Annotated in this window: 11 protein-coding genes and 1 pseudogene; 8 read left to right on the top strand and 4 right to left on the bottom strand. The window is 72.5% G+C overall.

Features of this window, described 5'->3' with window-relative positions; translation table 11 throughout:
• Positions 1–80: 80 nt before the first annotated feature.
• From purL to xerD, 3 genes and pseudogenes are all read right to left on the bottom strand, one after another.
• A complete protein-coding gene (gene purL, locus FPZ22_RS09595; RefSeq protein WP_144892486.1) occupies positions 81–4,085 on the bottom strand; it encodes a phosphoribosylformylglycinamidine synthase in 4,005 nt (1,334 codons plus the stop codon).
• 73 nt (positions 4,086–4,158) lie between these two features.
• The gene (locus FPZ22_RS09590) at positions 4,159–5,010 is read right to left on the bottom strand and encodes a DsbC family protein (protein ID WP_144892484.1); all 852 of its coding nucleotides are present in this window, start codon (positions 5,008–5,010) and stop codon (positions 4,159–4,161) included.
• 103 nt (positions 5,011–5,113) lie between these two features.
• Positions 5,114–6,062: pseudogene (xerD, locus tag FPZ22_RS13670) on the bottom strand (site-specific tyrosine recombinase XerD).
• A 47-nt stretch (positions 6,063–6,109) separates the two neighbouring features.
• Between xerD and FPZ22_RS09575 the strand changes: the two are divergent.
• Both FPZ22_RS09575 and FPZ22_RS09570 read left to right on the top strand, forming a co-directional pair.
• Positions 6,110–6,607, top strand: a complete 498-nt coding sequence (locus FPZ22_RS09575) for an RDD family protein (RefSeq protein ID WP_144892480.1) — start codon at positions 6,110–6,112, stop codon at positions 6,605–6,607.
• 5 nt (positions 6,608–6,612) lie between these two features.
• Positions 6,613–7,338 (top strand): DsbA family oxidoreductase, encoded by a 726-nt coding sequence (locus FPZ22_RS09570; protein ID WP_144892478.1) that lies wholly within the window; start codon positions 6,613–6,615, stop codon positions 7,336–7,338.
• A gap of 601 nt (positions 7,339–7,939) precedes the next feature.
• Here FPZ22_RS09570 and gap read toward each other — a convergent pair.
• Positions 7,940–8,944 (bottom strand): type I glyceraldehyde-3-phosphate dehydrogenase, encoded by a 1,005-nt coding sequence (gene gap / locus FPZ22_RS09565; RefSeq protein WP_144892476.1) that lies wholly within the window; start codon positions 8,942–8,944, stop codon positions 7,940–7,942.
• Between the two features lie 169 nt (positions 8,945–9,113).
• Between gap and FPZ22_RS09560 the strand changes: the two genes are divergently transcribed.
• The 6 genes from FPZ22_RS09560 to FPZ22_RS09535 are packed head-to-tail and all read left to right on the top strand — an operon-like array spanning position 9,114 to position 13,674.
• Positions 9,114–9,740: an OmpW/AlkL family protein gene (locus FPZ22_RS09560; protein WP_144892474.1), complete on the top strand. Its 627-nt coding sequence runs from the start codon at positions 9,114–9,116 to the stop codon at positions 9,738–9,740.
• A gap of 36 nt (positions 9,741–9,776) precedes the next feature.
• The gene (locus FPZ22_RS09555) at positions 9,777–10,616 is read left to right on the top strand and encodes a S1/P1 nuclease (protein ID WP_144892472.1); all 840 of its coding nucleotides are present in this window, start codon (positions 9,777–9,779) and stop codon (positions 10,614–10,616) included.
• On the top strand, positions 10,613–11,491 hold the full coding sequence (locus tag FPZ22_RS09550) for an MBL fold metallo-hydrolase (RefSeq protein ID WP_144892470.1): 879 nt from the start codon (positions 10,613–10,615) through the stop codon (positions 11,489–11,491). Before FPZ22_RS09555 ends, FPZ22_RS09550 begins: the two co-directional genes overlap by 4 nt.
• 38 nt (positions 11,492–11,529) lie before the next feature.
• On the top strand, positions 11,530–12,315 hold the full coding sequence (modA, locus tag FPZ22_RS09545) for a molybdate ABC transporter substrate-binding protein (RefSeq protein WP_144892468.1): 786 nt from the start codon (positions 11,530–11,532) through the stop codon (positions 12,313–12,315).
• Positions 12,316–12,349: 34 nt separating this feature from the next.
• Positions 12,350–13,060, top strand: a complete 711-nt coding sequence (modB, locus tag FPZ22_RS09540; RefSeq protein ID WP_144892466.1) for a molybdate ABC transporter permease subunit — start codon at positions 12,350–12,352, stop codon at positions 13,058–13,060.
• Positions 13,054–13,674 carry a molybdenum ABC transporter ATP-binding protein gene (locus FPZ22_RS09535; protein WP_144892463.1) on the top strand — a complete coding sequence of 207 codons (621 nt, stop codon included), beginning with the start codon at positions 13,054–13,056 and terminating at the stop codon, positions 13,672–13,674. Before modB ends, FPZ22_RS09535 begins: the two co-directional genes overlap by 7 nt.
• Positions 13,675–13,685 lie beyond the last annotated feature (11 nt).

Here is a 13,685-nt window from a genome sequence, read left to right as displayed (position 1 = left end):
CTGCGACCGGAACTGGCCCCGGCAACGCGGCCATCCGGCGGGTCCGGGTCGCAGCTGTAGCTGCTCCCACAGGATGGTTGTCAGCCGACGGCGGCGCGGGCGTTGCGGAACATCCGCAGCCAGGGCGACGCCGCCGGCCAGTCCGCGGGCGCCCAGCTGAAGTTGGCGGTCGCGAGGGTGCGCTCGGGATGCGGCATCAGCAGGGTCACGCGGCCGTCGTCGCTGGTCAGGCCGGCGACGGCACCGTCGGATCCGTTCGGGTTGGCGGGATAGGCCAGCCCCGGACGGCCGTCGCCCTCGACGTAACGCAGCGCCACGCACGCGGCGGCCGCCGCGGCCGGGGTGTCGAACTCCGCCCGGCCCTCGCCGTGCGAGACCACCACCGGGATCCGCGATCCCGCCATGCCGCGCAGGAACAGCGACGGCGACTCCTCCACCGCGAGCATGACCAGGCGCGCCTCGTACTGCTCGCTGAGGTTGCGCTGGAAGCGCGGCCAGTGCGCCGCACCAGGCACGATCTCCTTCAGCTGCGAGAGCATCTGGCAGCCGTTGCAGACGCCAAGCGCGAAGCTGTCGCCGCGGGCGAAGAAGCGCGCGAACATCTCGCGCAGTCCATCGCGCTCGAGGATGGACGTCGCCCAGCCGCGACCGGCGCCGAGCACGTCGCCGTAGCTGAAGCCGCCACCGGCGGCGAGGCCGGCGAAACCGTCCAGCGTGGTGCGCCCCGCGACCAGGTCGCTCATGTGCACGTCCACGGCCTCGAAGCCGGCGAGCGTGAACGCGGCGGCCATCTCGACCTGGCCGTTGACGCCCTGCTCGCGCAGGATCGCCACCCGCGGCGCGGCGCCCTTGGCCACGTACGGCGCGGCGATGTCCTCCGCGGGATCGAAGGTCAGCTCCGGCTGCAGGCCCGGCGCATCGAAGCGCTGTGCGGAGGCGCGCTCGGCGTCGGCGCAGTCGGGGTTGTCGCGCTGCCGCTGCATGGCGTGGCTGACCGACCACCAGGCGCCGAAGAGGTCCTCCCAGGCCCACTCCGCCATCACTTCGCCGTCGGCGAGCACCCGCACCGAAGACGCGGAGGTCGGGCGGGCGATGCGCTGGGCGCACTCCACCAGGCCATGGCGCGCGACCAGGTCGGCGAACTCCACGCGGTCGTCGGCCGCGATCTGGACCACCGCGCCCAGCTCTTCATTGAACAGGGTGCGGAACACGTCCGCGGTGCGGTCGTCGCCCCAGACGTCGAGGTCGATGTCCAGGCCCACGCGCGAGCAGAACGCCATTTCGCAGAGGGCGGCGAACACGCCGCCGTCGGAACGGTCGTGGTAGGCCAGCAACAGGCCGGCCTCGCGCGCATCGCGGATCAGCTCGAACAGCGCGCGCAGGCGCTGCGGATCGTCGAGGTCCGGGCAGGCACCGCCGAAGGCATCATGGCACTGGGCCAGGATCGATCCGCCGAGGCGCTGCTTGCCGGCACCCAGGCCGATCAGCCACAGCTCGGTGCCCGGCCGGCGCGCGAGCAGCGGCGTGAGCTGGTCGCGCACGTCGGCCACCGGGGCGAAGGCGCTGACCACCAGCGATACCGGCGACACCGAGGCCTGCGCGACGCCGTCGGCCTGCCACTGCGCCTGCATCGACAGCGAATCCTTGCCCACCGGGATCGACAGCTCGATCTCCGGGCACAGCTCCATGCCCACGGCGCGCACGGCGTCGTACAGGCGCGCATCCTCGCCCGGGTGGCCGGCGGCCGCCATCCAGTTGGCGGAGAGCTTGGTGCGCGCGAGCGATTCCACCGGCGCCGCGCACAGATTGGTGATCGCCTCGCCCACGGCCATGCGCGCGCTGGCGGCGGCGTCGATCAGGGCCAGCGGCGTGCGCTCGCCGATCGCCATCGCCTCGCCGGCGTGGCCATGGAAACCGGCCAGGGTGATCGCGCAGTCCGCCACCGGCAGCTGCCAGGGCCCGACCATCTGGTCGCGCACGGTCAGGCCGCCCACGCTGCGGTCGCCGATGGTGATCAGGAACTGCTTGGATGCGACCGTGGGGTGCGAGAGCACGCGCAGGCCGGCCTCGTGCAGGGCCTCGCCGGGGCGCCCGACGGCGGCCAGGGCGGTGGCGTCGAGCTGGGGCCAGCGGTGCGGCGCGACGCGCGCGGTGTCGCGATGCATCTTCGGCGGCTTGCCGAAGATCACGTCCATCGGCAGGTCGATCGGAGCGGGCTTGCGCGCACCGTTGCCGCCCTCGACAGTCCCCGCCGCATCCACTTCGAACCCGGGCACCGAGGCGGTCTCATGGTGCTCTGCCGCGCCGGCCGGCGGCAGCACGCCGTAGCCGACCACCAGCCGCTCCTCGGCCGTGGCATAGCCGACCACCGCGAACGGGCAGCGCTCGCGCGCGCACAGCGCGGCGAACTCCGCCACGCGGTCCGGGGCGATGCCCAGCACGTAGCGCTCCTGCGATTCGTTGCACCACAGCTGCATCGGCGACAGCGAGGGATCGTCGCTGGGCACGCGGTCGAGGTCGATGACCCCGCCCACGCCGGAATCGTGCAGCAGCTCCGGGATCGCGTTCGAGAGCCCGCCCGCGCCGACGTCGTGGCACCACTTGATCGGATTGCCGTCCTCGCCAAGCGCCGCACAGCGGTCGATGACCTCCTGGCAGCGGCGCTCCATTTCGGGGTTGTCGCGCTGCACGCTGGCGAAGTCGAGCTCTTCGGCGCTCTCGCCCGAGGCCACCGAGCTCGCGGCACCGCCGCCCAGGCCGATCAGCATGGCCGGGCCGCCGAGCACCACCACGGCGTCGCCGGGCGCCAGCCGGCGCTTGGCGACCTGGTCGCGGTCGATGGCGCCGAGGCCGCCGGCCAGCATGATCGGCTTGTCGTAGGCGCGCACCAGGCCGTCAGCCTCCGCCAGCTCGAAGCTGCGGAAGTAGCCGGCAAGATTGGGCCGGCCGAATTCGTTGTTGAACGCCGCCGCGCCCAGCGGGCCCTCGGTCATGATCTCCAGCGCCGGTGCCATCCGCGGGTTCAGCGCGCGCGGCCGCTCCCACGGCTGCGGCAGCGCCGGAATGCGCAGGTGCGAGACGCTGAAGCCGACCAGGCCGGCCTTGGGTCGGCCGCCGCGGCCGGTCGCGCCCTCGTCGCGGATCTCGCCGCCGGCGCCGGTGGAAGCGCCTGCGAACGGCGAGATCGCAGTCGGATGGTTGTGGGTCTCGACCTTGATGCAGAAGGCGCTGTCGCGCTCGGCCTCGGCGCGGTACACGGCCGTGTCCGGGTCGGGGCGGAAGCGGCGCGCCGCGTAGCCTTCGACCACCGCGGCGTTGTCGCTGTAGGCCGACAGTGTGTGCTGCGGCGTCTGCGCGTGGGTGTGCCGGATCATCCGGAACAGCGACTGCGGGCCGCCGCCCGGCGCGCGCATGTCCTCGCCGTCGATGGTCCACGAGGCGTTGAAGATCTTGTGCCGGCAGTGCTCGGAATTGGCCTGCGCGAACATCATCAGCTCGACGTCGTGCGGGTCGCGGCCGAGCGTGGAGTAGCGCTCTCGCAGGTAGGCGATCTCGTCGTCGGCGAGCGCCAGGCCGAGGCGCCGGTTGGCCTCCTCGAGCTCCGCCAGGGGCACCACTTCGACCGCACCGCGCCCGGGAACGGTGAACAGCGCCGCCGCCTCGTCGTGCGAGGCCAGCAGCGACTGGGTCATCGGGTCGTGCAGCACCCGGGCAAGGGCCGTGGCGGCGGCCGGGTCGGACGGCCAGCCCACGACGTCCAGGCGGGTGCCGCGCTCGACGCGCCTGACCGGCAGCCCGGCGCCGTGCAGCAGTTCGCCGGCCTTGCTGGCCCAGGGCGACAGGGTGCCCAGCCGCGGCGAGACGTAGCGGGTGGTGCTGCCGGGCTCGGCGGCCACGGAGGTGTCGGTGGCCTTGAGGATGCGGTGCAGCGTCGCCCGGTCGAGGTCGGCGCCCGGCTCGGCGACGACCCAGTAGACGTGCCAGGCACCGCTGACGCGGATGCCGGGATCGATGGCTTGCAGGCGGGCCTGGAGGCGTTCGCGCCGGAAAGGCGGCAGGGCGGGAGCGCCCTCGAGGACGATCATGTCCGGGTTCGACCGTGGAACGGGCCGGCCATTGTAGCGAAGCCGGCGCGGCGCTGGTGCCGGTCCGGACGGGTCAGGAGCTGCCCCCCGAACCCGGCGCCCGGGCCGGCGACGGGGACGGCGCCGCGGCAGGTGCGGCCCCGGCCTCGGCGGCCAGCCGGTCGAGCGCGGCGCGGAGGTCGGCCGGAGGCATGTAGCCGGGCATCTGGGTTCCGTCGGCGGTCACGATCATCGGCGTGCCGGTCAGGCCCACGCGCTGGCCGATGTCGTAGTGGCGGGCGACGGGGCTGGTGCAGTCGCGCTTCGGCACCGGCAGGTCCGCCTTGGCCGCGGACAGCGCCTGGCGGCGGTCGCTCGCGCACCACACCGAGACCATCTTCGTGAAGTCCTCGCTGGCCGGCCCCATGCGCGGAAAAGCCAGGTACTCCACCGCGATGCCGAGGCGGTTGTACTCGTCGATCTCCTGATGGAGCTTGCGGCAGTAGCCGCACTCGACGTCGGTGAAGACGCTGACTGTGTAGTCCGGGTCCGCGGGCGCGAACACGATGCGCTCCGAGGCCGGGATGGTCGCCAGCAGCCGGCGCCGCACCTCGGCCATGCCGGCCTGGCTGAGATCCTTCTTCTCCACCACGTCGAACAGCGCGCCCTGCAGCAGGTAGCGGCCGTCGTCGCTGATGTAGACCATCTGCCCACCGACCACCGCCTCGCGGAAGCCCGGCAGTGGCGCCTTGCCGACGTGGTCGACCTCGATGCGCGGGTTGATGGACTGCAGCGCCCGGATCGCGCGTTCGTCGACGGAGCCGGCGGCCGCACGCGCCAGGCCCTGCCCGGCCTGCGGCGACGCCGCGGCGGACGCATCGTCCGGCGCCCGGGCACAGGCGGTGAGGCTGACGGCGCACAGCAGGAGGGGCAGCAGGGACTTCATTCGCGGTCTCGGCTCGGGGCGCCTCGGGGGAGCGCCGAAGCGGCCATTCTCGCACGCCGCTCCGGGCGCCGCGGCGAGCGCGGGCCGCTGGTTGCGGAGACCTTCAGGCCCGCGGATGGTGGCGCGCATGCAGGCGCTTGAGCTGCTCGCGGGCCACCAGGGTGTAGATCTGGGTGGTCGAGAGCGAGCTGTGCCCGAGCAGCATCTGCAGCGAGCGCAGGTCGGCGCCGCGGTTGAGGAGGTGGGTGGCGAAGCTGTGTCGCAGTCCATGCGGGCTGATCCGCGCCGGGTCGATCCCCGCGGCCGCGGCGTGGCGCTTGACCACGGTCCAGAAGGCCTGCCGGGTCAGCGGCTCCCCGCGCGCGGCGAGGAACAGTTCCGCCGGCGCGCGGCCGCCGGCGAACGCAGGACGCGCGCCGTCGAGCCAGCGCTCCAGCCAGTCCTGGGCCTGCTCGCCCAGCGGCACCACCCGCTCCCGGCCCCCCCTTGCCGGTCACCCGCAGCACGCCCTGGCGCAGGTTGACCGCAGTGGCCGGCAGACCCACCAGTTCACTCACGCGCAGGCCGCAGCCGTACATCAGCTCGAGCATGGCGCGGTCGCGCAGGCCTTCGGAGGCATCGACATCGGGCGCCGCGAGCAGGCGATCGACCTCGCTTTCGGACAGCGCCTTCGGCAGCAGCCGCGGCAGCCTTGGCGGCTCCAGCAGCGCGGTCGGATCGTCACCGCGGACGCGCTGGCGCAGCTGCCAGCCGTAGAACGCGCGCAGCGCCGACAGCAGGCGCGCGTTGCTGCGCGCCGCCCAGCCTTCGCGGCTGCGCCAGGCGAGGTAGTCGAACAGGTCGCCGCGGGTCGCGACGGCGATGTCGCCACGGTCGCGCCAGCGCGCAAAGCCCTGCAGATCGCGGCGGTAGCCGTCCAGGGTCTGTCGGGCGGCACCGGATTCGGCCCACCAGGCGTCGAGGAAGGCGTCGATGGCGCGCGCATCGGTGTCACGGAGCGGTGACAGCCGCATCGCGCGCGCGCGGCGCTCGGCGGGCGTGGTCGCGGTCATCGCCCCAAGCTTAGCGGCGCGCGGACGTCGCCGGCTATCCTTGCGCGATGGCTTCCGCTCCCCACCCCGACGCCGCACACGCCGCCGCCGCGGGCACCCGCCAGGGTGCCTTCATCGGCCGCCGCCTGCTGGCGATGCTCTACGACCTGCTGCCGGTGCTGTCGCTGTGGTTCCTGCTCGGCTTCCTGTTCGCACTCGGCTACACCGTGGCCGGGCATGCGCCGCGCGAGAACATCGCGCCATGGAGCCCGCTGCAATGGCTGCTCTGGCTGTGCTGCTGGGCGGTCACCGGCGGCTACGCCACCCTGAGCTGGCGACGCGGCGGCCAGACCCTGGGCATGCGCCCCTGGCGGCTGCGCCTGGTCACCGCCGACGGCTCCGCACCGGCGTGGCGCATGCTGTGGCTGCGCTATGCCGTGGCCACGCTGTCGCTGGCGGCCGCCGGATTCGGCTTCTGGTGGGCCTGGATCGACCGCGACCGCCTGACCTGGCACGACCGGGCGGCCGGCACCCGCATGCTCCACGAGCGCAAGCCACGGAGGTGAACCCCATGCGCATCGACATCTGGTCCGACCTGGTCTGCCCCTGGTGCTGGATCGGCAAGCATCGCCTCGCGCGCGCCCTGGAGCTGCTGGGCGACGACGCGCCCGCGGTGGAAGTGCACTGGCATCCCTTCCTCCTCGATCCCGGGGCGGACGCGACGCCGGTTGCGCTGCGCGAGGCCTATGCGGCGAAGTTCGGTGGCGCCGGCCGCGCCGCGGAGATCCTCGCGCAGACCCAGGCCACCGCGCGTGCCGAAGGCCTGCCGATAGACTTCGACCGCGGCCAGGTGCGGGTCACCACCCTGCCCGGCCACCGCCTGATGTGGCTGGCAGCGCGCGAAGGCGATGCCGCGGCCGTGGGCGAGGCGCTGTTCCGTGCGCACTTCGCCGAAGGCCGCAACCTCGCCGACCCGAAGGTGCTGGTCGCAGCGGGCATCGCCGGCGGCCTCGACGCCTCGCGCGTGCGCGCGTTGCTGGAGTCGGACGAAGGCAAGGCGGAGGTGCAGGCCGCGCTGGGCCGCGCGCAGGCAATGGGCATCCGCGCCGTGCCGACCTTCGTCATCGACGGCCGCCACGGGATCCAGGGCGCGCACCCGCCGGAGGCGCTGGCCGAAGCCCTGCGCAGGCTGGCGCCTTCTCCGGCCGACGCTTCCAACGGTGCCGGGCCCGCGCGTGATGCCTCCCCCGACGCGGACGTCGATCCCGCCTGCGGCCCGGACGGCTGCGACGCCTGAGCGCGGTGACGTCCGTGCCCGCATGATGCGGCTGGCCGGGGGGGAGTGGGCAGGCTTCGTTGGGGTCCGCGCAGCCCGTCCCGCGCACAGGAGCGGCCCCGTTGTGGTCCGCGCCGCCCGTCCCGCGCACAGGGGGTGTGCTCCCCCGGCAGTCTCCGCGTCCTGCTGCCACTGCCGGCCGCCGGCCATCCATGGCCGGCTGTCCGCACACCCCCTGTGCGCGGGACGGGCTCCGGCGTTCTCCGGCTTCGGGAGGAAAGATCAAGAGCGGTCGCGGCTCGGGGCCGCTCCTGATCATGACGACGCGACCGTTTCGGCGTTGACCTTCTTCCAGACCGCGACCCAAGGTCGTGTCCGCCGCGGATGCAGGGGGATGCCCAGAGCCGGCCATGGATGGCCGGCGGCCGGATCCGGGAGCAGGACGCGGAGAATCCGGCTGGGCATCCCCCCTGCGTCCGTGGCGGGCGGCCCGGACTTCACCGGAGCGCCCCTGGCGGTCGCCCCGGACTCGAACGGAGCGTCCCCTCGATCGGGAGAAGAGCCAAAAAGAAAGCCCCGCACTGGGCGGGGCTTCCGGAAAAACTCCTGCAGCGGCGGCGCGTTACCTGGCGGCCACCACGCGGGCCAGCTCCAGGCACTTGTTGGAATAGCCCCACTCGTTGTCGTACCACGCCACCAGCTTGACGAAGGTGTCGTCGAGCTGGATGCCGGCCTCGGCGTCGAAGATCGAGGTGCGGGCGTCGCCGCGGAAGTCGGTGGCGACCACCTTGTCCTCGGTGTAGCCGAGGATGCCCTTGAGCGCGCCTTCGGACTGCGCCTTCATCTCGGCGCAGATCTCGGCGTAGCTCGCGCCCTTCTCGAGCTCGACGGTCAGGTCGACCACGGACACGTCCGACGTCGGGATCCGGAAGCTCATGCCGGTCAGCTTGCCGTTGAGCTCGGGAATCACCTTGCCCACCGCCTTCGCGGCCCCGGTGGACGAGGGAATGATGTTCTCGAGGATGCCGCGGCCGCCGCGCCAGTCCTTGTTGGACGGGCCGTCGACCACCTTCTGGCTGGCGGTGGCGGCGTGCACCGTGGTCATCAGCCCGCGCTTGATGCCCCACTTGTCGTTCAGCACCTTGGCCACCGGCGCCAGGCAGTTGGTGGTGCACGAGGCGTTGGAGACGATGGCCTCGCCGGCGTACTTCTCGTGGTTGACGCCGTACACGAACATCGGCGTGTCGTCCTTCGACGGGGCCGACAGGATCACCTTCTTCGCGCCGGCGTCGAGGTGCTTCTGCGCACTGGCCTTGTCCAGGAACAGGCCGGTGGACTCGATGACGACGTCGGCGCCGACCTCGCCCCACTTCAGGTTGGCCGGGTCGCGCTCCTGGGTGAGGCGGATCTTCTTGCCGTTCACCACCAGCATGTTGCCGTCGACCTCGACGCTGCCGTCGAAGCGGCCATGCACGGAGTCGTACTTCAGCATGTAGGCCAGGTAGTCCGGCTCCAGCAGGTCGTTGATGGCGACGACCTCGATGTCGTTGCCGAAGTTCGCCAGCGCCGAGCGCAGGACGTTGCGCCCGATGCGCCCGAAACCGTTGATGCCTACCTTGATCGCCATGGGATGCTGACTCCGTAACGCCGCGCGCCGCGGCAGGGTGGATGGAACTCGCAGGACGCCTATTTTAGCAGGCCCGCGCGGGGCGGGCCGGACCTTGACCGCGATCAATGCGGTAGCGGATGGAAGCGCGCAGCATGGCGCCACCCCCACAACAGGAAAGGCTTCACGCATGCCCCGCAAGATCCTCCCCCTCCTCGCCCTCGCCATTGCCGGCGCCCTGGCCGCCCCGTCCGCCTTCGCTCAGTCCGCGGGCGACTGGACCGTCGCCGTGGGTGCCCACCAGGTGAACCCGGACTCCGACAACGGCGCCCTGGCCGGCGGCACCCTGCCGCTGGACATCGATTCCAGCGTGCGCCCGACCTTCGCGTTCGAGTACTTCCTGCGCGACAACCTGGGCCTGGAAGTCCTGGCGGCGCTGCCGTTCCTGCACGACATCGACATCGACGGCCTCGGCCACGTGGGCAGCACGAAGCAGCTGCCGCCGACCATCAGCCTGCAGTACCACTTCAACGGCGGCGGCAAGGTCTCCCCGCTGCTGGGAGTCGGCCTGAACTACACCACCTTCTTCAGCGAGGACACCCGCGGCGCGCTCGCGGGCTCGAAGCTGGAGCTCGACGACTCCTTCGGCCTGGCGCTGCACGCCGGCGTCGACTTCAAGGTCGGCGACACGGGCGCGATCCGCGTGGACGTGCGCTGGATGGACATCGACACCGACGTCAAGCTCGACGGCGCGAAGCTCGGCAGCGCGAAGATCGACCCGCTGGTCTACGGCGCCGCCTACGTCTGGCGCTTCTGAACGGAGCCACGGGCGCACGCGGGCTAGAATCGCCGCATGCGCCCGAACCGCCCCCTCTTCCCGAACCGCCTCCTCTCCATCCTCGTGCTCGCCGGCGCCCTGTGCGCCGGCGACGCGCTGGCCTGGAGCGCGGAAGGCCACCGCATCGTCGGCCACATCGCCGAGGCCGGGCTGACGCCCGCCGCGCGTGCGGAAATCGATCGCCTGCTTGCGGGCGAAGCCGACCCCACCCTGGCGGGCATCGCCGCATGGGCCGATGAACTCCGCGAGACCGACCCAGAGGCTGCGAAGACCTCCGCGCGCTGGCACTACGTCAACTTCCAGGGCCGCTGCGAATTCCAGCCCGCCCTCGACTGCCCCGGCAACGACTGCGTGGTCGGCGCCATCAACCGCCATTACCTGATGCTGGCGCAGCGCGGCCGCCCGGACGACGAACGCCGCGAAGCGCTGAAGTTCCTCGTGCATTTCGTCGGCGACGCCCACCAGCCGCTGCACGCCGGTCCGCGCGACGACGCCGGCGGAAACCGCTACCAGGTCAGCCTGCGCGGGAAGGGCAGCAACCTGCACAGGATCTGGGACGGCACCATCCTCGAGCGTCGCGGCCTGGAGTCGGGCGCGCATGCCGCCCGGCTGCTGGCGCAGGCGCCGCTGCCTGCCGATCCCACGCTGCGCTCGCAGACGCCGGCGCTGGACTGGGCGCTGGAATCCTGCCGCCTGGTCGAGGACGGCCGGGTCTATCCATCCGCGGGCCGCCACGTCATCGACGATGCCTTCCTGGACGCGCGTCTGCCGCTCGCCGAGCAGCGCCTGCGCCAGGCCGGCGCCCGGCTGGCGGCCATGCTCAACCACGCGCTGGCGCCACCGACCACGCCGTGAACGCGAATCCTCTCCGGGTCCATCCGTTCCACCATGCCGGGACCGGCAGCTGGAGCTACGTGGTCGCGGATCCGGCGGGCGGCGAGGCCGCGATCATCGACCCGGTGCTCGATTTCGACATGGCCTCGGGGCGCACGGCGACGACCTCGGCCCAGGCACTGGTCGACTGCGTGGGCGCGCACGGCTACCGCGTGCGGTGGCTGCTGGAGACGCACGCCCACGCCGACCACCTGTCCGCGGCGCAGTGGCTGAAGGGCGCGCACTGGCCGCAGGCGCGGGTGGCGATCGGCGAAGGCATCGGGCTGGTGCAGGCGCGCTTCCGCGACGTCTTCGACCTCGGCGCGGACTTCCCCGTCGACGGGTCGCAGTTCGATCATCTGTTCGCCGCCGACGAAGCGTTCGCGCTTGGCGGCATCTCCTGCCGGACGCTCCCGGTGCCCGGGCACACCAGCGACAGCAGCGCCTATCTCATCGGCGACGCGCTGTTCACCGGCGACTCCCTGTTCATGCCCGATGCCGGCACCGCGCGCTGCGATTTTCCCGGCGGCAGCGCCGGGACCCTGTATCGCTCGATCCGCCGCCTGTTCGACGAGTTGCCCGACACCACCCGCGTCTTCGTCTGCCACGACTACTGCCCCAACGGTCGCGAAGCCGCCTGCGAGACCACCATCGGCGCCCAGAAGCGGGACAACATCCACGTCCGCGAGGGCATCGACGAAGCCACGTTCGTGTCCCTGCGCGAGGCGCGCGATGCGACGCTGGCGTTGCCGGCGCTGATCATTCCGTCCGTGCAGGTCAATCTCCGGGCCGGCGCGCTGCCCGCGCCGCGCGAGAATGGCATCCGCTACCTCGACTATCCGCTGGACACGCTGTAGCCGCCCGGCCGCGCCGCATCCGCCGCAGGAGCCATCCGATGCCCGCACTCCGATCCATCGCCGCGTTCTGCTTCTTCGTCGCCGCGCTCGCGCTGTCGGCGCCATACACCGGGCGCGCCGCCGAAGCGCCGCTGACCGTGTTCGCCGCCGCCAGCCTCAAGGAGTCGCTGGACGAGGCCGCGGCGGCGTACCAGGCCGACACCGGCCAGGCCGTGCGCGTGTCCTACGCCGCCAGCTCCGCGCTGGCGCGGCAGATCGAGCAGGGTGCCCCGGCCGACGTCTTCATTTCCGCCGACCTCGACTGGATGGACGTGTTGCAGGGCAAGGGGCTGATCGATGCCGGCACCCGCAGCCCGATCCTCGGCAACACCCTGGTGCTGATCGCGCCCGCGGCCTCGACCACGAAGCCGCTCGCACTGCGGAAAGGCCTGGACCTGCGGCCGCTTCTGGGCGGGCGCGGGCGCATCGCGCTGGGCATGGTCGACAGCGTCCCCGCGGGCAGGTATGCGAAGGCCGGCTTCGAATCGCTGGGCATGTGGCAGGCGATCGAGCCGCGGGTGGCCGGCGTGGAGAACGTGCGCGCGGCCTTGATGCTGGTCGCGCGCGGCGAGGCACCGCTGGGCGTGGTCTACGGCAGCGACGCCAGGGCCGAGCCGCGGGTGCGCGTGCTCGCCACCTTCCCGGCCGGTTCGCATCCGGAGATCGCGTATCCGGCGGCGCGGGTGACGGCCAGCCGGCATCCGCGTGCCGCCGGCTTCGTCGCCTGGCTGCGGCAGCCCGAGGCCCGGGCGATCTTCGTCCGGCACGGTTTCAGCCCGCGCTGAACCACGACCGCAGCCCCGCGCCCGGATCCATCGAATGCCCGACTTCAGCCCCGCCGAACTCGACGCCATCGCGCTCAGCCTGAAGGTGGCGCTGCTCGCCGCATTGGCCAGCCTGCCGGCCGGCATCGCGGTGGCCTGGCTGCTGGCGCGCAGGCGCTTCCCGGGCAAGGCGCTGCTCGACGCGCTGGTGCACCTGCCGCTGGTGCTGCCGCCGGTGGTGGTGGGCTATGCGCTGCTGGTGACCTTCGGCAGCCAGGGCGCGGTCGGCGCCTTCCTCGCCGGACAGTTCGGCATCACCCTCGCCTTCCGCTGGACCGGCGCGGCACTGGCCAGCGCGATCATGGGCTTTCCCTTGATGGTGCGCGCGATCCGCCTGTCGATCGAATCCGTCGACCGCAGGCTGGAGCATGCGGCGGCCACACTGGGCGCCGGACCCTGGCGTGTGTTCGCCACCGTGACCCTGCCGCTTGCCTGGCCGGGCATCGTCGCCGGCGCGGTGCTGGCCTTCGCCAAGGCGCTGGGCGAGTTCGGTGCCACCATCACCTTCGTGTCCAACATCCCCGGCGAGACCCAGACCATCTCCTCGGCGATCTACGGGCTGATGCAGGTGCCCGGCGGCGAGAGCGGGATCTGGCGCCTGGCGCTGGTGGCGGTGGCGATCTCGCTGGCCGCACTGCTCGCATCCGAGTGGCTGGTTCGGCGCCAGCAGGGGCGCCGCGATGAGGGAGACGACGCTGCATGCTGAAGCTCGATATCCAGCTGAAGCGTGGCCGCTTCGAACGCCACGTGCGGATCGATGACGAGGCGCGCGTGATCGCGCTCACCGGGCCGTCGGGCGCGGGCAAGACCACGGTGCTCAACGCCATCGCCGGACTCGTGCGTCCGCGCTCCGGCCGCATCGAGGTCGACGGCCGCGTGCTGTTCGACAGCGCGCACGGCATCGACCTGCCCGCGCACCGGCGGCGCGTGGGTTACGTCTTCCAGGATGCGCGCCTGTTCCCGCACCTCGACGTGCGCGGCAACCTGCTCTACGGGCGCCACGCAGCGGCCGAGGGCGCGCCGCGCTTCGAGCTCGACGCCGTGGTGGCGCTGCTCGGCATCGGCGCGCTGCTCGCGCGGCGCACCACCAACCTCTCCGGCGGCGAGGCGCAGCGCGTGGCCATCGGCCGCGCACTGCTGTCGCAGCCGGCGATCCTGTTGTTCGACGAGCCGCTGTCGGCGCTGGACCAGGCGCGGCGCGAGGAGCTGATCCCCTACCTGCAGCGCGTGCGTGACGAGGTACGGCTGCCGATGCTCTACGTCAGCCACCGCGCCGAAGAAATACGGCAGCTCGCCGAGGCGACGCACCACCTGGACTGAACGCGAGCCCT

The sequence above is a fragment of the Luteimonas granuli genome, assembly GCF_007795095.1.
In the GTDB taxonomy this organism is placed as follows: Bacteria; Pseudomonadota; Gammaproteobacteria; order Xanthomonadales; family Xanthomonadaceae; genus Luteimonas; species Luteimonas granuli.
This window is presented reverse-complemented; position numbering and strand designations above follow the sequence as displayed.